Genomic DNA, 20,319 nt, shown 5'->3' on the forward strand with positions numbered 1-20,319 from the left:
TTTGGTAAAGATACAGAATTACTGATACAGGAAAAGCATTAATTTAGGGATATAAATAAAGCCAATAATGATGGCTCCAAATAAGCCTGCAAATAAAACGGCACCAGCACTTACATCTTTAATTGTTCCTATTTTTTTATCAAAATCAGGTTGAATAAAATCAGCTATTTTTTCTATTGAAGTATTTAATGCCTCTACACTAATAACAAGTCCAATGGCTAAAAATTGAAACATCCATTCAATTCTGCTAAGTTCTGTAAAATAACCTAAAATACTCAGTAATAAAGTACTTGTACAATGTACTTTAATAGCGTTTTCAGTTTTAATTAAATACAAAGCACCTACAATGGCATACTTTAAGCTTTCTATTCTATTAACTACAAAATTTTGTTTTTTTGTTTCCATGTTATAAGAAAAAGGCTTGTCATGACAAGCCTTTTATAAGCTTATTATAATACAGCTAATGCCGCTTCGTAGTTAGGTTCATTGGTAGTTTCACTTACTTGCTCTGTGTAAATTACTTCTCCTTTGGTATTGATAACAACTATAGATCTTGATAATAATCCTTCTAAAGGTCCATCTGCAAAAGTCACTTCATAATCTTTTCCAAAGTTTCCAGAAATATCGGATAAACTCAATACGTTTTCAATTCCTTCAGCACCACAAAAACGAGCATGAGCAAAAGGTAAATCTTTAGATATACATAAAACTTTTGTATTTTCAAGTTCAGAAGCTTCTTTGTTAAAAGTCCTTACAGACATTGCGCAAGTTCCAGTATCAACACTAGGAAAAATATTTAGAATTAAATTTTTACCTTCAAAATCAGATAAACTTACTTCTGATAAATCAGTATTTCTTAATGTAAAATTAGGAGCTTTTGTACCTACAGCCGGTAAGTTTCCAATAGTTGTAATAGGATTGCTTTTTAATGTAATATTTGCCATTTTGATTATTTTTTTAGAAAAATAAATATATAAAAAATGCCTTTAACATTGTTAAAGGCATTCAGGTTTATATTGGTTTATTTTTTATAATGCTAATAAAGAGTTCTCGGCATTAGCAAATTCATTAAAGATCAATGCTTCAGGCTCATCGTCATTTACATATTCCCCATCAATAAGGTATTTGTATTCGTATGATTTTTCAGTGTCTAAATCGATTACAACTTTAAAAGTTCCGTTTTTAAGTTTTTTTAATGGAGTGGCTGTAGTATCCCATTCATTAAAATCACCTACTAGTACAGCTTCTGCAGCATCTGGGGCAGAAATTGCAAATGTTACTTTACATACAGGTTTGGTCTTTAAAAATTTCTTAGTTATAGCCATAGTTTATTAGTTTTATATATTTTCAAATTTAAGTATAAATACAATATCTGTCACGTTTTTTTTGGGAAAGTGTTGATTTTTAATGATTTGTTAAATTATGTGTATTAACATTAGTTAATTGTTAAATCTACGTATTCATTCTTGTTTTAATGACATTAATAATTATGATTTTGAATTAAATTATGATAACCTGTGTTAATTTTTTATATTTAAACGACCTATAAAACGATACATTTAAGCAAAATTGATTGATGATAAACGAAATAGTTAAAAATTTACAGAAAGGAAAAAGTTTACTAGTTGATATTTCCCAAGAACAGTATTGTGATAAGTCTATACCTCCTTATTACTCGAGTATAGGTGGACATGTAAGACATATTTTAGATATGTTTCAATGTATTTTCACAGGGTATCCTAATGGAGTTGTAGATTTAACCAAAAGAGAAAGAAATATTAATGTTGAAACCTTTCCTAGTTATGGTTTGGAGTATTTAGAGAATATAATTCAGCATTTGTTAAACTTAAAAGTGTCTGAATTAGATTTGTCTATAGAAGTAGTAGATGATTTGGGAAACGGAAATTGTACCGTAAAATCTACTTTAGGAGCTGTGTTGGCTCAAGCTCAAAGTCACACCATACATCATTATGCAACTATAGGTTATATGATGCATCATTTAGATATTTGTTTACACGATGATTGTTTTGGCTTAAATCCTACTACACCAAAAATAAAAGTTTTAAAAAACTAATTATTAAATAAATGGTTTAGCAATGCTCTAATTCCTAGTACAAATAGTATAATGGTTACAATGGCAAGCAGTGTTCCAATAATTAAAAAAACGTAAATACCATCTTTTTGTAGGGCTTTAAAACCGATGTTTACAACCACTGGACTTAAAATTAACAGGGGTAATACCGCTGCCATGATATTGATTCCCTTTTGTAAGTGATTTTTTTTACTGCTCATTATTTACATAATTAATAACGTTCCTAACGCTACCATGGGTCAATAGTAATTCTTTTGCTTTGGCATAAGACATTTGAAGTTCGTCTACTAACATTTGTGTACCTCTATCTACCAGTTTATCATTAGATAATTGCATGTCTACCATTTTATTTCCTTTTACTTTTCCTAAAAGAATCATACTGGCAGTACTAATCATGTTTAAAACCATTTTCTGAGCAGAACCTGCTTTCATTCTAGAACTTCCTGTAACAAATTCTGGTCCTACATGTATTACAATTGGGTAGTTGGCAACTCTTTCCAATGGAGTGTCTGCATTCATGGTGATGCATCCTGTAACAATATTGTTTTTTTGACAAGTCTCTAGAGCACTCACAACATAAGGAGTCGTTCCTGAGGCCGCTATTCCAATCACTACATCTTTTTCATTAACATGATGATTTAATAAATCTATCCAACCTTGCATATCATCATCTTCGGCGTTTTCTACTGCTTTTCTAATCGCAACATCTCCACCAGCAATAATTCCAACGACCAATTCATGAGGAACCCCAAAAGTAGGAGGACATTCAGAAGCATCTAAAATTCCCAAACGGCCACTGGTTCCTGCTCCCATGTAAAACAATCTACCTCCATTTTTTAATTTATCAGCCACCACATCAATTAGTTTTTCAATACTTGGCAAGCTGTTTTTTATAGCCAAAGCTACTTTTTGATCTTCCTCATTGATGTATTGAACCAATTCAGATGTTGACATATTTTCTAAGTTAGTATAAAGAGAATCTTGTTCGGTAGTTTTATGGTGTTTCATGATTTATTCAATCTGTATTTTTCTGGTGATTTTGTTTCCGTTTTCATCAACAATAATAATTTTGTGATTTCCTTTTGTAGGAATAATAGCAATTTCATGTTGATGTTGGGTCGTTTTTATAAAGTGATCATCTAAATACCAAAATAAAGTTTCTTCGCTTCTCTGATGGGTCGCTTTAATTACAATAGGATTTGTTTTTTCATTAAAATCTTTTGTTAATATAAAAGTAGCATTTTCATTTGGACTTAAGAAATCCATCACCCGGGTATTTGCTTCTAAACACTCTTTTTTTATAGGAGGCAATTCCATATAATTAGCGTTTTGTTTTTTGTAATACCAAGCCTGATTTGGAGGTAAAATAAACCATGTTTTAGAAGTGATTTCATTATTATCAACACAATTTTTAAACACTCTGTATCTTTTGTTTTTGTCTAAAAAAATGGTTTGATGGTAAGGACATGGAAGCGTAGTATTTGGTTTTAAAGGAATCCATTCTTTTTTTGTTGGACATAAAGAAGTGGCTTTGTGTCCGCTTATACTACAAACATCAATGGTTTTTAGTTCGTCTAAAGGTTTTGTAAACCAATTGTTTTTAGGTAGTTTTTCTAATACTTCAAACATAATAGGAGCAGCGTGGTTCACTCCAGTCATGTTGGCAATTCCTTCTCCGTCAGCATTTCCTACCCAAACACCAATAGCATAATTTTGATTGACTCCAATACTCCAAGCATCTTTGTTTCCAAAACTGGTTCCTGTTTTCCAAGCAATTTTTTCAGAAGAACTATAATGTTTCCATTCCTTGTCATCTTCGGGTCTGCTTAGTTCTGTCATGGCTTCAAAACCTAAATAAATACTTCCTGCATCAAAAATATTTTGATCGTAAGCCTTTGTTCCTAAATCTGTTTTATGGTGTAAATAATAGCTGCTATATTGATGTTCTTTGGTAAAGTATTGACTGTTATTTTCGGTATAATGATTTACCGTACTGGCGAGATTTGCATACATGTTGGTCATGTCCCATAAAGAACTTTCTGCACCACCTAAAATCAAAGTCAAGCCATAATAATCTACAGGTTTGTTAACGTTTTTTAAGCCCAAATAATTCAAATCATTTTTAAATTTATGTAAACCATATTGTCTTAACAATCGAACAGCAGGAATGTTTAAAGATTTTGCAATGGCTTTTTTTGCGGAAATCGCTCCCGCATAAGTCATGTCAAAATTCTGAGGCGTGTATTCTTGTATTTGCGTTGGAATGTCTGGAACAAGCATGTTGGGTAACAATTCTCCATTGTTTAACAAGCCCATGTAAAGAATAGGTTTTAAGGTACTTCCTGTACTTCTTTGTGCTTGAACCATGTCTACAAATTTTTGGTTTTCTACGTCTGTAGGACTGTTTCCAACATAAGCAACTACTTTTTTTGTTTTAACGTTTAAGATTAATACTGCAATGTTGTGTATGTTGTTTTTTTTATATTGATGATAATATTTTTCAATGGTATTTAAGGCACTTTGTTGAAGATTATAATCAATACTCGTAACAATTCTTTTACCTTGTGATTGTTGTTTTAATTCTGATAAAAGATGAAGGTTGTCTTGTGGAATGGGAACGGGTTTTTGTGGAATGGCTTCTTGTATGGCCAAATCATATGTAAGTTGATTGATGATTCCTTTGTCTTTTAATTTGGCTAGTAAAAAATCTCTCTTCTTTTTTAGCAAGTTTTTGTTTTTTCCGGGAAAAATTAAACTGGGAGCATTGGGTAAAACAGCCAAAGTAGCACTTTCTGCCCATGATAATTTATTGGGTGAAGTTCCAAAATATCTCCAAGAAGCCATTTCTAATCCAACCACATTTCCACCGTAAGGAGCATGATGTATATATAAATTTAAAATTTCTTCTTTAGATTTTGAAAACTCCAAACGTGTTGCCCAAATAAGTTCAATTAGTTTTTCGGTATAGGTTCTTCTTTGGTTTCTACTAAGCCTAATCACTTGCTGAGTAATGGTACTGGCTCCTCTTTTAATCCTATCATTTTTAAAATTAATGACCATTGCTTTCCCCATGGCTACAGGATTAAATCCAAAATGATACTCAAAATATTCATCCTCATAAAAGAGAATGCATTTTTTTATTTTATCAGGAATCTGTTGAGTAGGAGGAAATCGCCATTGTTCATCGTTGGCAATAGTAGCTCCTAATAATTGCTGATCTGATGAAAAGATCACGGTTGAGTAATCTTCTTTAAATAAATGGTTAGGTAATAAAAAGACATACCAAACACATAAAACCAAACTTATAATAAGAATGATTTTATGTTTTTTTAGGTATGAAATAATTTTTTGTTTCAAAATTAAGGAATCACATTAATCCATTTTCCTTTGGTGTGGCTCATGTAATTTTGGTCATACATGGCTTCTACGTGCGTACCCGGTAAATAGTAACTTCCCAAATAAGTTGTATTAATTTTTACTTTAAAACTTTTTGTCTCGTTATTTTTTAAATCAAAATAATAATGGATGGCATTGTCTCTAATATCTGCATAATCAATGTTACTGGTAGAACTATTGTCATCCATCGCATAACGAGTATTGATTAACTCCCATCCAGATGGAATTTGATATGTCAACGCAACGTCTTTTACTGATTTGTTTACAATGTTTTTTACTTCAATTTGCGCTACAAAACTAATCCCTTGACTAAGGTTGGTGATATCTATCAGTTTTCCATTATTATCCATGTAATTTATTTGGGTGATTAGATTTTTAGATAGACTTTCCTCGTTGTTTATTTCAGGAATTCCCGAATAGGTAAGTTTAACGTAAAGGGCTTTTTTACCATTATTATTAATCGTGATTTGATTGTCTCCTTGGTTGATTTTTACTTCTTTTTTCCAAATAGATTTTTGAGTATTGATGTCTGTTTTTACACCGTTTGTATTAAGTTTTGCTAGCAAAGGTTGATTGCTTGTTTGTTGATAATAATTACATAAGGCTAACAAACAATTTGCGGTTGTTTTGGTGTTTAAATAGTTATCGCTATTTAATTCATTGGCAATATCTTGTAGCATTTCTCGCGCTTTAGATTCATTATTTAAGACTTGATAAGCTTCTAAAGCGATTGATTTGTTAATCAAAGTAGATCCATGATTTACTTGAAAAACCTTGGTGTAATCAATTAAAGAAGCATTGTTCATCAACTCAGTTGCCGCTTCTTTTTGACCAATAATAGCATAAGCCAATGCCAATCTTAATTTAGCAATATTATCAATGTTTTTATCTTCTCTTAGACGGTTCATGATAGACAATTCAGGACTTTGAGCCAAAGCCAAAGTGTAAAGTCTATAAGCTTGTTCTACATAAGAATTGTCTTTTGTTTTTCTCCAAGATCTGGCTACTATTTTTTGATAAGCAATCCAATTATTTTTAAAATTATATGGCAAAGCATATCCTTGTTTTTCAGCTTCAATTAAAAAGTGTCCTGCATAATTGCTCACCCATTCGTTGGCTTTGTAATTTCCTGGCCAATACGTAAATCCACCAGAAGTTAATTGAAAACTATTTAGTTTTTGAATTCCTGCTTTGATGTTTTCTGTGATGGTATTTTTATCAGATTGAGATAGTTCAAACAAATCATGCATGTACAATTGTGGAAAAACTGCCGAAACAGTTTGCTCTAAACATCCATGAGGATAACGAATTAAATATTGCAATCGATCACTAAAGTTAATTTGTGGAAAGGAAGAAATTTCAATGTTTGCATGGTTGGTATTTGCTATTCCAAAACCATCAATAGTTATTTTTTTGGTGCTATTGGCTTCAATATAAACTTCTTCACTTTTGGTTACTTTGCTGATAGGATTGTAAGAATCTAACTCAATATCATAACTTGCTGTGTGTGATTTGTTTTTAGCCGTAATGGTAATTTTCCCCATTCCTGTTTTGACTGTTTTGATATCAAAATAAGCAATATCATCACCAGATTCTTTAAAATTTAAAGTCTTAGTCTTATTTCCTTCAATTGAAAAAACATCATTGGTTTTGATTTCAATCGTTACATTTTGATTGTTTTCTAAAGCATTAAAAACAGTAATAGGAACTTTAATTTTTTCGTTTAAACTCACTTTTCTTGGAGCACTGGCCAATAACATTAAAGGTTTTTTAACCAAAATGCTAGCATCCGTTTGTCCGTAAGCTTCGTTTTCTGGATGATGCGCTACAATCATGGTTTTTACTGCTCCAATATATTTTGGCAGTGTAATTTTATGTGTATTGGTTTTGTTTTTAGACAAAGTAAAAGGTCCTTTAAAAAGAACCACAGGTTTAAATCTGTTGGCTTTTTGTGTTTTGGCAGCTCCCAAATCTTGATCTCCACCAATGCTAAATACCTGATTTAATTTTCCGCCAAAAGCTCCAATCACATCATCATACATATCCCAAGTTTTAATTCCCAAAGCTTCTTTATTGTTAAAGTATTTCCATGGGGCAGGAGTGTTATATCGAGTTAAATCTAACAAACCTTCGTCTACAATAGTAATGGTATAGGTAAATGGTTTTCCATTTTTCTCGGCTACCTTTAATTCAAATTCTTTTTCTGGTTCTACTTCTTTAGGAATGTTTAACGTTGGATATAAATGTGTGCTAGCATCTTCTACAAAAATATTTTTAACACCGTACATTCTAATCGGTAAATCATTTTTGGTATTGTGATGTGGTTGTAAAGACGTAATGCTGATATATACATTTGGAGTCATATTTTTATCCACCTTGAATGAAAAATTGGTGCTTTCTTTTTGAGTATCAACCGTAAAATGTCGAACCACTTTTTCGTTGTTTTCAATCGTGATTAACGCATGACCATTTTCAGCAGAAGGGAAATTTACTTGAACTTCTTCGTTTAATTGATAAGTTTCCTTGTCGGTTGTAAAAACCAACATGGCAGCTTCTTTTTGATTTCCTTTTTTTGCTTTTCCAGCCCAACCTGGCCAATCAATAAAAACAGTTTCTCCAGTACTATGACCTGAAATTTTATTGGTTACTTGTACAAAATATCTACCCCATTCAGGATATTTAATTTCAAATTTAAAACTAGCTTTTCCGTTAGAGGTTGTATTTATCGTTTTGTAAAATACAGGAGTTTTAAAAGAAGAAGCGCTAAATTGAGAATAGTTATTGGTGTTGTTCCACCACCAACTATTTTCCATTTTATAAATGTTTACTTCTAATTTTTGATTGGCAACAGTTTTTCCATTCTCATCAACACTTACCAACTCAAAAATATGTTCTTTGTCTGTTAGAAGCATGTTTCTAGCTTTGTCTCCTTGTGGTCTTTTAAGACCTGTATAAGTGGTAAAGGGCGAGTAAGTTTGGCTGTAAACATCGGTACTAAAATCTCCACCATTTTCAAAAACCTTTGTGGTTAAATAAGCTTTTAACAAACCAGGAGCATTGTTGTTTATTTTAGGATTTAAAACAAATTTAATTTCTCCAGCGGTGTTTAGTTTGGAGTTTAATACATTGGTTTCTTCGGTTTCAAAATGTTTGCTAGGATCATCAAAAACAAAGCTAGGAAAGTTTTCAAAACTAGTTTTTTGAGGTTTTAACATTAAAGAACTTTCTACTTTTAACTCCTTAGCAATGGCTCCATGTAACCATTTAGCAGCAATATTTACTTCGTTGTTTTTACTCAGTACTTTTGCATCGGTTTTGATGTTTATTTTTAACCTGTTAGGTTTGATGGTTTCAATTTTTAAGCTTTTTTGAAACGTAGCTCCTCCCACAGAAACAGTAGCATTCCATTTTCCTGTAAGATCACTGTCTTTTGTTGGAATTTTAAAAGTGTATAAATGATTTACTCCTTTGGTTTTTACTTTTCGGTATTTTAGTACATTGTTAGGGTCTTTAATATCAATAGTTACCGGGTTGTTTTCTGGAATTTTGTTTTTAAGATCATTCAACATAAAACCAACAAAAATAGTGTCACCTGGTCTCCAAACTCCTCTTTCCGTGTAAATAAATCCTTTAATTCCTTTGATAGGTTGTACACCATTGGTGTTAAAATTACTCATAGACAATACATTCCCATCATTTACTTTTAAATAAGTAGTTTGACCGTCTTTTTTAGCGGTGATAAAAAAGGGTACTTTGTCCAATTCAATCATCGCAATTCCTTGTGCATTGGTTTGGATGTTGGCGATAGGTTGCTGCTGATAATTGTAAAATTCAACTTTTACATCTGCCAAAGGATTTGAAGTTACCGTGTGGTTGGTTGCTACAAAAAAGGAATTGTTATTTCCTTTTTTTACTGTTAATCCAATATTGGTAGCGATGATGTTTTTGTAGATAGATTTGTTCGCATAATATGAGTATGTACAAGGATTGTCTCTATCTCTCCAACTATAATTTTCATTGTCACTATAATAACTATCATTATCCCAATTGCTACTTTCTATGTCTTCTTCATCAAAGTTTTGTTCTTGAACCGTTTTGGTAGGATTAGTTGTAGTGTTTTTACATTTATAAGTTGAGTAGGCTTGTTTAAAATTTAATTGAACTCTATATATAGCTCCTTTATCAATTTTAATTAACTGATCTAAAGCGATTCCGTAAGTTTGCCATTTAGAATAATCAGAAGGGGTGTTAGCGTTTAGGGGCACTATTTTTTTAGCAATAGGTCTGGCCACCATTTTAATATTTTGATTTCCTTCTAAATTGTTTTCTTGTAAAAATTGTAAAATATTAGATTCAAAAATTTTGTAAATAGTGACTTCTACAGCATTAAGATTGATGGCTTGAAACTGAATATTTAAATTATCTGAATTAGGTAAAATATTCCCAGATTTAGAAAATTTTATTTCAGGTTTGGGCTCATCAAAAGACAATGTTTTTGAAATGGTTGTTTGATAGGAGTATCCGTAAGTATTTTTAATTCCTTGATGAATAAATACTTTTAAATCTCCTTTTAAAGTATTGTCTGGATATACTTTTACCAAGTTTCCTGAAATGATATATTTTAAATCATTCACTCCCTGAATACTAATCAAACCTTTTAAATTTTGATTTTTTTGCAAGGCATCAGTAAAATTGATTTCTACATATTGTTCCGCATTGTTTACTACTTTAACATCTACTACTTTAAAGTTGTTTTTACCTATGATGTTAATTTCTCGGGTTTCATTTTTATCAACATTTAAACTTTTACCGTTGTAGTTGATGTGAATTTTAGAATCTTCAACTTCTCTATAAATACTATCAATTTTAAAAGGAAAAACATCGGTGTTTATATTGATTTCATCAAACTTAATGGATAGCTGTTTGTTGTTTTGAGTAGCGGTAAGAACTTGTTTTATTTTATCAATAGAGGTTACATCGTTGGTTTTAATTTCTCCCACAATGTATTGCCAATCTTTGCTGTATGATTGTAAAGCTTGGGTATTGATGTCAAAATCTTGTGTTTTTGTTTTAAACTTAAAACTATATGGACTTAATGATTTTATATGGTTTGGATATAACCTTTCTAAGTTTAGGTTAACTAGATATTCCTGATTGTTTAATAGAGGTGTTTTGGGCTTAAAAACAATTTGTTTGTTGTTTATAACTTCTAGTTTTCCTTCTGTTTCTGGTTGTGTACTAAAAGCGTTTTTTAAATCTTCATTGGTGATTTCTGATGCTTTTACTAAAAATATTTTGATTTCTTCTTGGGTAGAAACCACTCCAGAAGTATGGTTATAAATATATTCGCTATAGTTAAAATCCTGGTTGTTTATAGGTTTGTGTTGTTTTTTACAACTAGTAAAAAAGACTACTGAAGAAATAAATAAAAGACATACTAAACCGATAAACTTTTTCATTGTTTTTTTCTTCTAAAATAGAGAAATACAATGAAAAAGTCTATATAATTTTAAAGGACTATTCTACGGTATAACTAGTTTTTATAAATTGATTTACAGAAAAATAACCTAAAGCATAATTATCTTGATTGGTAGTGTTTAAAATGTTTCCTCTTACAGAAGCCGGAGCAGTAGAAAAAGGACCATTAGAGCCTTGAGCAATTAAAAATAGTTTGGATAAGTAGTTTTGGTAGTTTTTGCTGATTCCGTAAAGTGAAATATCTATTTTCATATCTTTTTCAAGTTCTTCGTCAATATAGGTAATAACGTCAAAATTGTTTTTTCCAGGTTCTTCGGTGAATTCTTCGTCATTACCAGATCCGTACTCAGAAATAATTCTAAAGGGAGAATCAATTTTAGTTAAATAATAATTATCAACTCCTATTTCATTATCAATATTTACATTAATTTGAATAATATCGTCTCCAAAAGAAATAGTTTGTTGATTGATCTCATTAATATCAACAATACCTGTGTAAGTATCTTCTGCAGTATAGGTTTCACCATCAACAGTAATGCTTAAAAAGTATTTATCACCTAAGTTTGGTTGGGTAAAATCAACAGCAGTATAAACACCATCTTCTTCATCGTTTGGAATGGCAGGATTTACATCTAAAAAAGTACCCATAGAGTTTCCATTTTCATCGGTTACGGAAATAACGGCATTTTTTACTTGAGGATATTTATTACTATAATAGCTGGTTGTTTGACTTAATTTAATGGTTTGTGTTTTGTAAGAATTGTTGTACTTGTTAATGTCTATACTTGCTTCAATCACAAGTCTAGGGTCTACGTTGTCTAAATCATCAATTACAATTTCTTCCGTACAAGAAATGGTAGTTAATATCAAAAATAATAGGTATATGTATTTTTTCATCATTTTAGAATTTAAAGTTAAAGGTAACCGATGGAATGATTCCGAAAATAGAAAGTCTCTCTGTAGTAGGTTGTCCAGTTGTTACATCTTGACTAAATAATACTGACGACCAATTGTTTCTATTATAAATATTATACACACTAAAAACCCATTCACCTTTAAACTGTTTGGTTTTGTATTTTTTTGGTTTATAAGTAGCAGAAACATCTAGTCTATGGTACATAGGTAACCTATAGGTATTTCTTAAACCGTAATTTGGGACATTACTTCCTAAGTATTGATAGCTTCCTGTTGGATAGGTTACAGGCTGACCTGTTTGTAATGTAAAATTACTGTTGAAACTCCAACTTTTTGAAGCTTTATAGCTTGTTAATAAACTTATATCATGTGTTTTGTCATAACCTGTAGCATACCATTTTCCGTTGTTAATTCCAATTTCTGATGCTGTTCTACCTTTGGTTTGTTGTTCGGATCTAGATAATGTATAACTAATCCAACCTGTAATTTTTCCTGTTTCTTTTTTTAATAATAATTCTAAACCATAAGCTCTTGATTCTCCTGTTAAAATAATCGATTCTATAGCTTCTTGTGCAATTAAATCAGCCCCATCAATATAGTCCAGTCTGTTTTTTACCGTTTTACCATATACTTCAGCGGTTAAACTATAATTATTTTTAAAATCTTTATTATATCCAAAAGCAATTTGATCAGATAATTGAGGTTTGATGTGTTCACCACTAGGAGTCCAAATATCTAAAGGTGATGGAGATTGTGTATTAGAAATTAAATGTAAATATTGAGCCATTCTTTGATAACTAGCTTTAATAGAACTGGTGTTGTTTAAGCTGTAAGCAATAGAAAAACGAGGCTCAAGATTTATGTAAGTTTTCATAAAATCATTAACACTATAATTTTTTTGACCAATAGGAGTTGCTTGTTCGTATATTTTTAAATCTTCGTCATAAATTACAGGACTTCCAGCATAAATATTTTTATTTTTTTCACCCATTCTAGAAAATCCAGAAAGACGAAGACCGTAGCGCAAATCAATTTTATTGCTTAGTTTTTGATCAACATCAATATAAATTCCAGATTCAATTCCATATTTTTTTGCAAGTTGCTCTTCTTCTATACCACTATCATCTCTGTTAGGTTCAATTTTACCTGGATTGAACTCATGAAAAATAGTATTTAGCCCATATTCAATAGAAAGATTATCATTAAAATATTGTTTTAAATCGTATTTAAGATTTACGTTTTGTAAGCCTGAGTTCCATTTAAATCCAACAAAATCTAACTCTAAACCATAATTATATTTGCTGTAAATTAAAGATAGGTTGGAAAATAGCTGATTGTTAAATACGTGGTTCCAACGAACGTTTCCAACAGCGTTTCCATAATTATTGATGAACGAATTTGATAAAGAAAAAACATCTTTTCCAAAATATCCTGATAAGTACAATTTGTTTTTCTCATCAATTTCCCAGTTTACTTTGGTGTTTAAGTCATAAAAATAGGCAGTATTATCATTGTCTGGCATCACAATAGGAAAAAATAAATCTGCATAAGATCTTCGACCACTTAGAAAGAAAGAAACTTTGTTTTTAACAATAGGTCCTTCTAAGGTTAAACGAGACGAAATACTACCAATCCCTCCATTTCCATGAAACGAATATTTATTACCATCTTTTTGATGTATTTCTAAAACAGATGAAATTCTACCTCCATATTTGGCAGGAATCCCACCTTTATATAGTTTTAAACTTTTAATGGCATCTGCATTGATTACAGAAAAAAATCCAAATAGGTGAGAGGTGTTAAAAATAGTTGCTTCATCTAATAAAACTAGGTTTTGATCGGCAGCTCCACCACGAACATTAAATCCTGATTGTCCTTCACCAGCAGTAGTAACTCCTGGAAGGGTAGTAATAGATTTTAAGACATCTACTTCCCCTAGAATGGCAGGAATTTCTTTAATGGTCTGAACTTTCATTTTGTTTACACTCATTTCTGCTTTTTGAATGCTAATTTTTTCTGAAGTACTTGTTAAAACTACTTCGTCTAAACTTTCTACATTTTCAGCCAATGAAAAGTTTAAGGTTTGGTTCTTGTTGATTTCTATTTTTTTAGAAATGTTGTTGTAACCTATATAAGAAATTTCAATGGTATGAGTTCCTTTGGAAAGGGTTAAAGAATAAAATCCATATTCATTGGTTACTGTTCCTTGGTAATTATCTTTGTCAATAATACTAACACCAATTAAAGTTTCTCCAGAAGCTTTGTCTTTAACAGTACCACTAATGGTGTATTTGTCTTGAGCAAAGGTGTTTACAGAGCATAAGAATAAAATAAAGAGTATTTTTTTCATCAATTTTTATTTAAAATGCATTTTTAGCAAATGTAATTTTTTAAAAATAAAATTAGCTAACACAATGTTAATAAGGTGTAAACTGGTGAGTTTTGGGATAAAAAAATCGCTAACCTTTTTATTAAGATTAGCGATTTTATTTTTATAAAGAATCAATCATTACTTGACCTTTTAAAATATCTTCAAAAGTTTCCCTTTCTCTAATTAAATAGTCTTGACCTTTGATGACCAAAACTTCAGCAGGTCTAAATCTTGAGTTGTAGTTTGATGCCATGGAAAAGCAATAAGCTCCTGCATTGTCCATACAAATAATATCTCCTTCACTTACTTTTCCCAATTCTCTATCACTTGCAAAAGTGTCAGTTTCACAAATATATCCTACCACATTATAGGTTTGCTTTTCCCCATCAGGATTAGAAATGTTGTGAACTCTGTGATACGCATCATACATCATAGGTCTCATTAAATGATTCAAACCACTATCAACCCCAACAAAATTAATATTAGGGGTTTGTTTGATGACATTTACTTTGGCTAAGAATTTACCAGATTCAGACACTAAGAATTTACCTGGTTCAAAAATCAATTTTAATTCTTTTCCATATTCTTCACAAAAAGCATTAAAGCTAGCTCCTAAAACTTTTCCTAATTCTTCTAAGTTGGTCGCGTGGTCACCATCTTTATAAGGCACTTTAAATCCACTACCTAAATCGATGAATTCAATAGTATCAAATTGTCTTGCAATTCCTAATAAAACTTCCATTGCTTCTACAAACGCACTTGGATCTTTAATATCAGAACCTGTGTGCATGTGTACTCCGTTTACAGGAGTTCCATTAGCCGTTACTATTTTTTTGATTTCTTCAATCTGAGTATGAGAAATTCCGAATTTAGAATCTACGTGACCTACAGAAATTTTTGCGTTTCCACCAGCCATAATATGCGGATTGATACGTAAAGAAACAGGTGCGTTAGGAAATGCTTTTCCAAACTTATCTAAACTAGACAAGTTGTCTAAAGTAATTTTTACTCCTAAATGGTGAGCTTCTGTAATTTCTTTAAAAGAAACTCCGTTTGGCGTGTAAGAAATATCTTTCACATCAAAACCAGCAGCCAAGCATAATTTTATTTCTTGCACAGAAACACAATCACCTCCAGATCCTAAATTTTTTAAAAATTTAAGAACGTTGATGTTGGTGTTAGATTTTACTGCGTAATTTAATTTTACATTTTTTACAGATGAAAATGCATTCATCATTCGGTTGTACTGATGTTCAATCACATCTGCATTATATACATATAACGGAGCTCCGTATTTTTCTGTTAATGAAATTAAAAATTGATTATCCATTATTCTTGTTTTTAAATCTACTTTCTATTAATATTCAACGTCACCTTAGTGACTACATCTCGACTCCGCTCGATGACCTAGGTGTTCGAGCGGAGTCGAGAACTTCTTATTTTAAATGAAATTACAGGTTGGTTTTAGCAAAACATAAATGTTTTTAATGAAAAGTTTAAAAATGAATCTTTTGCTTTAAAACCTTTAACTTACTTATACTTGTTTGCTGTAATTTCAGCAATGTTTATAATTACTTTTGTTGCTTTTTCTATAGATTCCAAAGGCACGTATTCATACTTACCATGAAAATTATGTCCACCTGCAAAAATGTTTGGACAAGGCAATCCCATATAAGATAATTGAGAACCATCTGTTCCACCACGAATGGCTTTGTAAATTGGTTTGATGTTCTCTTTTTCCATAGCTTCTGCAGCAATATCAATAATATGCATTACAGGAGCTATTTTTTCTTTCATGTTAAAATATTGATCCTTTATTTCTATAGAAAATATATCGTCTCCAAATTTTTGATTCAGCGAAGATACTAAAGACTTCATGGTTTCTTTACGTTGGTTGAATTTTTCTAAATCGTGATCTCTTACGATATATTCTAAAGTTGTTTTTTCTACATCCCCTTGAATATCGTGTAAATGATAAAAACCTTCATAACCAGTTGTTTTTTCAGGAATCTCATTAGCTGGCAATCCATTAATGAATTGTTGAGCAACCAAAATAGCATTCACCATTTTATTTTTGGCATAACCAGGGTGTACACTTTTTCCTTGTACAGAAATTACGGCACGAGCAGCGTTAAAATTTTCGTATTCTAATTCTCCAATCTGACTTCCATCCATAGTATAAGCCCATTCGGAACCAAAAGCTTCTACATCAAATTTATGAGCACCTTTACCAACTTCTTCATCTGGAGTAAAACAAATTCTGATAGTTCCATGTTTGATTTCAGGATTTTTCACCAAATATTCCATGGCCGATACAATTTCTGTCACTCCCGCTTTGTCATCAGCTCCTAAAAGGGTAGTTCCATCAGTAGTAATAATGGTTTGTCCTTTGTATTGTTGGAGGTCATCAAAATAAGTGGCATCTAAAATGATGTTTTGTTCTGCATTTAAAACAATATTACCACCATCGTAATTTTTATGAATTTGTGGATTTACATTTTTTCCACTAAAATCTGGACTGGTATCAATATGTGCCACAAAACCAATAGTTGGTACTTTGTGTTCTACATTACTTGGTAAAGTGGCTGTTAAATAGCAATTTTCATCTAACACAACTTCAGATAAACCAATATCTTTTAGTTCTTGTTCTAACATACGTGCCAAATTCCATTGTTTTTCTGAACTAGGAAAAGCAGGATTTGTTGGGTCAGATTGAGTATCTACCGTAATGTAGCGAACAAATCTATCTAAAATATGCTGCATAGTATTTGGGAGTTTTTGGCAAAAATAACCAAGTGTTCACAACTGCCCCAATGTTTTGATAAAATAAAACATTTTGTTTTTTATTGTTTATTTAAAGTTGAGGATAATTTATTTTACTATGATGAAATCGTCATGATTTCTAACTAACTTTGCCTGTAAAATTTATCCCCTAAATGGAAATTAAAAACTATACCCTCAAAGAATATTTCGATCAAAAAAAATCTCCATGTCTTTCATTTCATGTTTTTGGATTGAATGATGAGTTTATAAAAAAAGATAAAGAATTACATAGAAGTGATTATTTTCAAGTTATTTTATTAGAACAAGGTAAAGTATGTCAACAGATAGAACATGAAACTTTAGAATTAAAGAAGCATCAAATTTCCGTAGTATTTCCTCATCAAATAAATTCTTTAGAAATAGAAAAAAATGCCAAAGGTATTGTTATTCAGTTTGATGAAGTTTTGTTTTGCTCAGATTTGTTAAAAAATGAGTTGATATCCTACAATAACGACTTGGTTAATAAATTAAATCATGTTGTGTCAGAAAAGATGAGTTTTGAAAAGATTAATAATTACGGAACTCAAATTTTTGATTTATTTAGGAGTTTATCTCCCATTAAAAAAGAGCAAATTCGTTTTTATATCAAAATAATGCTTTTGGAAATTATAGAGCTTGCTCATCAAAAATATCAGGGATTTCAATCACCTAATCAGTTAGATTATTTTGCTAAGTTTAAAACTTTAATAGAAACTAACTATAAAACTAAACGCACAGTAACGTATTACAAAGATGAGTTAAAGATTACTTCTAAAAAATTAAATGAAATTTGTAAAAGTAAAACAGGAAAGACTGCTTTGAATATTATACATGAGCGAATTTTAACAGAAATAAAAAGATTGCTTATTTTTTCAGGCAAAAATCATAAAGAAATAGCATATGAACTTGGTTTTGATTCTCCATCTGCCTTAAATAAATTTGTTTATGCTAAGTTACAAGAAACACCTACAGAGCTAAAAGAAGAATTGTCTCGAATTTACAAGTATTAGGATTTTTTTTATAATCTATAAACTTTTTTACTCCTCTAATTTTGTCTCAACAAAAAAAGTAAAAAATGAGTAAATTATTTATTGCAGGAGAAGTACTGCATAGCGCAGGAAGTTTAGAAGAATTAAAAAATGTAACAGGAAAGAAAGCTGTTATAGTAACAGGTGGAAGTTCTATGAGAAAAAGTGGTTCTTTAGATAAAGCAGTGGCTTATTTAAAAGAGGCAGGAATTGAAACAAAAATTTTTGAAGGAGTGGAAGAAGATCCATCATCTTCAACTTGTATGAAAGGGGCTAAAGTTATGCAAGAATTTCAACCAGATTGGATTGTTGGTTTAGGAGGATGTTCTGCTATTGATGCTGCAAAAATGATGTGGGTTTTTTATGAGCATCCAGATGCTGATTTTGAAGCAATGATTAAGCCTTTTTCTGTACCTACTTTAAGAAACAAAGCAAAGTTTATTGCGATTCCATCAACAAGTGGAACAGGAACAGAAACTACAGGTTTAGCAGTAATTACTGATAGAGATAAAGGAGTAAAATATCCTATTGTGTCTTATGAATTAACTCCAGACATTGCTATTGTAGATGGTGAAATATGTGCCTCTATGCCAGCCCACGTTACATCAAACACAGGATTAGATGCTTTAACACATTGTGTAGAAGCTTATGTTTCTAATATAGAAGATAATTACGCTGATGTTTTGGCAAAAGGAGGATTAGAAATAGTGTTTAATAACTTAAAAGAAGCTGTCAATAATCCAACAAACATCAAAGCTCGTCAAAATATGCACGATGCTTCTTTTATGGGAGGATTGGCTTTCAATAACGCTTGGTTAGGAATTGTACATTCATTATCTCATCAAGTAGGAGCTTTGTATGGAATTCCTCACGGTGCTTCTAATGCTATTTTCCTACCAAACGTAATTCGTTATAATGCAAAAGTATCTAAGCGTTTTCCAGATTTAGCAAAAGTGATAGGAAAAGAAACTGCTGAAGAACTTGCTGTGGCAATTGAGAATTTGCGTTCAGAAGTAAATAATATTTCTACTATTAAGGAATTTGGAATTTCTAAAGAAGACTGGGATAAAAATATTGATTATATTACAAACAATGCTTTTATAGATCCTTGTACTGGTTTTAATCCAAGAAAACCAACTGTAGAAGAATTAAAAGATATTTACAATGCTTGTTTCTATGGAGAAGTTGTAAACTTTTAAAAAAATCTTCGTAAGAGTTATTATAAAAGGCAGCCCTTGTAAAAGGTTGCCTTTTTATATTTATTAAATATGTATCTTTAAATTTTACATATAAGGATATTTTTATGCGAGCATTGGTTATTTCAGGAGGAGGTAGTAAAGGAGCTTTTGCTGGAGGTGTAGCTCAATATTTAATTCAAGACGAAAAAAAAGAATACGACATTTTAGTTGGGACATCAACCGGAAGTTTAATGATTTCTCATTTGGCTTTGGGGAGAATAGAAACGTTAAAAGACCTATATACCAATGTAGATCAGTCAACTATTTTTAGTGTTAATCCTTTCATTATTAAAGGAAAAAGAGGAGCAAAAACAGTATCGATTAACCACTTTAAAGTACTGTGGAATTTTATTAAAAAACGTAAAACATTTGGTGAAAGTGCAAATTTAAGAAAGTTATTGCATAATACTATTACTGAAGATTTTTATAAAGAAATACGTGCTACAGAAAAAGATTTGGTGGTAACCGTATCTAATTTAACGTTAGGAAAAGTAGAATACAAATCGATTAAAGAATGTGATAGAAAACAATTTTGTGATTGGATATGGACATCATGTAACTATGTGCCTTTTATGAGTTTGTACGAAAAAGATAATTATCAATATGCCGATGGTGGTTTTGGGGCTTTGGTTCCTATAAAAGAGGCTATCAACAGAGGAGCCACAGAAATTGATGTGATTATTTTAGATACTGAAATGAAGTTGGTAGCCAATGTACACGCAAAAAATCCATTTTCTTTAATTTCGGATGTGATAGATTTTACTTTGGAACAAGTATCAAAACACAATGTTTCCATAGGAAAATTAGCTTCACATTATAATAATGTTCAACTAAATTTATATTATACACCTACTATTTTAACCTCTAACTCTTTAATTTTTGACAAAGTGTTGATGACAGAATGGTGGGAAGATGGTTATGCTTATGCAAAAAATAAACATCAAAACACTGAAATGAACGAGATTAAATATGCAGATAAATAAAAAAATCCGATGTTAG

15 protein-coding genes are annotated in these 20,319 nt (G+C 30.9%); 4 read left to right on the forward strand and 11 right to left on the reverse strand.

The annotated features are described in order from the left end of the window. Positions 1 to 18 precede the first annotated feature (18 nt). The 3 genes from QVZ41_RS07845 to QVZ41_RS07855 all read right to left on the reverse strand — a co-directional run bounded on the left by QVZ41_RS07845 (position 19) and on the right by QVZ41_RS07855 (position 1,325). The gene (locus QVZ41_RS07845; protein WP_302884001.1) at positions 19 to 405 is read right to left on the reverse strand and encodes a diacylglycerol kinase family protein; all 387 of its coding nucleotides are present in this window, start codon (positions 403 to 405) and stop codon (positions 19 to 21) included. A 44-nt stretch (positions 406 to 449) separates the two neighbouring features. Continuing rightward, the gene (gene tpx, locus QVZ41_RS07850; RefSeq protein WP_302884002.1) at positions 450 to 944 is read right to left on the reverse strand and encodes a thiol peroxidase; all 495 of its coding nucleotides are present in this window, start codon (positions 942 to 944) and stop codon (positions 450 to 452) included. A gap of 84 nt (positions 945 to 1,028) precedes the next feature. Beyond that, complete coding sequence (locus QVZ41_RS07855; protein WP_302884003.1) at positions 1,029 to 1,325, reverse strand: isoamylase early set domain-containing protein; 297 nt, start codon at positions 1,323 to 1,325, stop codon at positions 1,029 to 1,031. A 251-nt stretch (positions 1,326 to 1,576) separates the two neighbouring features. Between QVZ41_RS07855 and QVZ41_RS07860 the strand changes: the two genes are divergently transcribed. Then, positions 1,577 to 2,074, forward strand: a complete 498-nt coding sequence (locus QVZ41_RS07860; RefSeq protein WP_302884004.1) for a DinB family protein — start codon at positions 1,577 to 1,579, stop codon at positions 2,072 to 2,074. On the opposite strand, the gene QVZ41_RS07865 is transcribed toward QVZ41_RS07860, so the two are convergent. The 8 genes from QVZ41_RS07865 to pepT form a co-directional block, all read right to left on the reverse strand. Then, positions 2,071 to 2,292 (reverse strand): DUF6095 family protein, encoded by a 222-nt coding sequence (locus QVZ41_RS07865; RefSeq protein ID WP_302884005.1) that lies wholly within the window; start codon positions 2,290 to 2,292, stop codon positions 2,071 to 2,073. The two genes, QVZ41_RS07860 and QVZ41_RS07865, sit on opposite strands and share 4 nt — an antisense overlap. Further along, positions 2,282 to 3,100 carry an N-acetylmuramic acid 6-phosphate etherase gene (gene murQ, locus QVZ41_RS07870; protein ID WP_302884006.1) on the reverse strand — a complete coding sequence of 273 codons (819 nt, stop codon included), beginning with the start codon at positions 3,098 to 3,100 and terminating at the stop codon, positions 2,282 to 2,284. Before murQ ends, QVZ41_RS07865 begins: the two co-directional genes overlap by 11 nt. A gap of 3 nt (positions 3,101 to 3,103) precedes the next feature. Further along, positions 3,104 to 5,449 carry a penicillin-binding protein 1C gene (pbpC, locus tag QVZ41_RS07875; protein WP_302884007.1) on the reverse strand — a complete coding sequence of 782 codons (2,346 nt, stop codon included), beginning with the start codon at positions 5,447 to 5,449 and terminating at the stop codon, positions 3,104 to 3,106. Between the two features lie 2 nt (positions 5,450 to 5,451). After that, positions 5,452 to 10,947 (reverse strand): alpha-2-macroglobulin family protein, encoded by a 5,496-nt coding sequence (locus tag QVZ41_RS07880; protein WP_302884008.1) that lies wholly within the window; start codon positions 10,945 to 10,947, stop codon positions 5,452 to 5,454. A 58-nt stretch (positions 10,948 to 11,005) separates the two neighbouring features. Continuing rightward, a complete protein-coding gene (locus QVZ41_RS07885) occupies positions 11,006 to 11,863 on the reverse strand; it encodes a DUF4249 family protein (protein WP_302884010.1) in 858 nt (285 codons plus the stop codon). Between the two features lie 4 nt (positions 11,864 to 11,867). Beyond that, positions 11,868 to 14,231, reverse strand: a complete 2,364-nt coding sequence (locus tag QVZ41_RS07890) for a TonB-dependent receptor (RefSeq protein WP_302884012.1) — start codon at positions 14,229 to 14,231, stop codon at positions 11,868 to 11,870. A 142-nt stretch (positions 14,232 to 14,373) separates the two neighbouring features. Then, the gene (lysA, locus tag QVZ41_RS07895; protein ID WP_302884013.1) at positions 14,374 to 15,582 is read right to left on the reverse strand and encodes a diaminopimelate decarboxylase; all 1,209 of its coding nucleotides are present in this window, start codon (positions 15,580 to 15,582) and stop codon (positions 14,374 to 14,376) included. A 200-nt stretch (positions 15,583 to 15,782) separates the two neighbouring features. Further along, positions 15,783 to 17,015: a peptidase T gene (gene pepT / locus QVZ41_RS07900; RefSeq protein WP_302884014.1), complete on the reverse strand. Its 1,233-nt coding sequence runs from the start codon at positions 17,013 to 17,015 to the stop codon at positions 15,783 to 15,785. A 173-nt stretch (positions 17,016 to 17,188) separates the two neighbouring features. On the opposite strand from pepT, the gene QVZ41_RS07905 reads away from it, so the two are divergent. The 3 genes from QVZ41_RS07905 (at position 17,189) to QVZ41_RS07915 (ending at position 20,303) form a co-directional block, all read left to right on the forward strand. After that, complete coding sequence (locus QVZ41_RS07905; protein ID WP_302884015.1) at positions 17,189 to 18,064, forward strand: helix-turn-helix domain-containing protein; 876 nt, start codon at positions 17,189 to 17,191, stop codon at positions 18,062 to 18,064. 65 nt (positions 18,065 to 18,129) lie between these two features. Next, the gene (locus QVZ41_RS07910; protein ID WP_302884016.1) at positions 18,130 to 19,281 is read left to right on the forward strand and encodes an iron-containing alcohol dehydrogenase; all 1,152 of its coding nucleotides are present in this window, start codon (positions 18,130 to 18,132) and stop codon (positions 19,279 to 19,281) included. A 104-nt stretch (positions 19,282 to 19,385) separates the two neighbouring features. After that, positions 19,386 to 20,303, forward strand: coding sequence for a patatin-like phospholipase family protein (locus QVZ41_RS07915; RefSeq protein WP_302884017.1), 918 nt, complete (start codon positions 19,386 to 19,388; stop codon positions 20,301 to 20,303). The last annotated feature ends 16 nt before the right edge of the window (positions 20,304 to 20,319 follow it).

It is taken from the genome of Wenyingzhuangia gilva, from assembly GCF_030519655.1.
GTDB lineage: Bacteria > Bacteroidota > Bacteroidia > Flavobacteriales > Flavobacteriaceae > Wenyingzhuangia > Wenyingzhuangia gilva.

Bases quoted from the DNA above. Each gene is read 5' to 3' on its own strand.
- QVZ41_RS07845 (WP_302884001.1), bottom strand. From the start codon at position 405: ATGGAAACAAAAAAACAAAATTTTGTAGTTAATAGAATAGAAAGCTTA.
- tpx (WP_302884002.1), bottom strand. From the start codon at position 944: ATGGCAAATATTACATTAAAAAGCAATCCTATTACAACTATTGGAAAC.
- QVZ41_RS07855 (WP_302884003.1), bottom strand. From the start codon at position 1,325: ATGGCTATAACTAAGAAATTTTTAAAGACCAAACCTGTATGTAAAGTA.
- QVZ41_RS07860 (WP_302884004.1), top strand. From the start codon at position 1,577: ATGATAAACGAAATAGTTAAAAATTTACAGAAAGGAAAAAGTTTACTA.
- QVZ41_RS07865 (WP_302884005.1), bottom strand. From the start codon at position 2,292: ATGAGCAGTAAAAAAAATCACTTACAAAAGGGAATCAATATCATGGCA.
- murQ (WP_302884006.1), bottom strand. From the start codon at position 3,100: ATGAAACACCATAAAACTACCGAACAAGATTCTCTTTATACTAACTTA.
- QVZ41_RS07880 (WP_302884008.1), bottom strand. From the start codon at position 10,947: ATGAAAAAGTTTATCGGTTTAGTATGTCTTTTATTTATTTCTTCAGTA.
- QVZ41_RS07885 (WP_302884010.1), bottom strand. From the start codon at position 11,863: ATGAAAAAATACATATACCTATTATTTTTGATATTAACTACCATTTCT.
- QVZ41_RS07890 (WP_302884012.1), bottom strand. From the start codon at position 14,231: ATGAAAAAAATACTCTTTATTTTATTCTTATGCTCTGTAAACACCTTT.
- lysA (WP_302884013.1), bottom strand. From the start codon at position 15,582: ATGGATAATCAATTTTTAATTTCATTAACAGAAAAATACGGAGCTCCG.
- pepT (WP_302884014.1), bottom strand. From the start codon at position 17,015: ATGCAGCATATTTTAGATAGATTTGTTCGCTACATTACGGTAGATACT.
- QVZ41_RS07905 (WP_302884015.1), top strand. From the start codon at position 17,189: ATGGAAATTAAAAACTATACCCTCAAAGAATATTTCGATCAAAAAAAA.
- QVZ41_RS07910 (WP_302884016.1), top strand. From the start codon at position 18,130: ATGAGTAAATTATTTATTGCAGGAGAAGTACTGCATAGCGCAGGAAGT.
- QVZ41_RS07915 (WP_302884017.1), top strand. From the start codon at position 19,386: ATGCGAGCATTGGTTATTTCAGGAGGAGGTAGTAAAGGAGCTTTTGCT.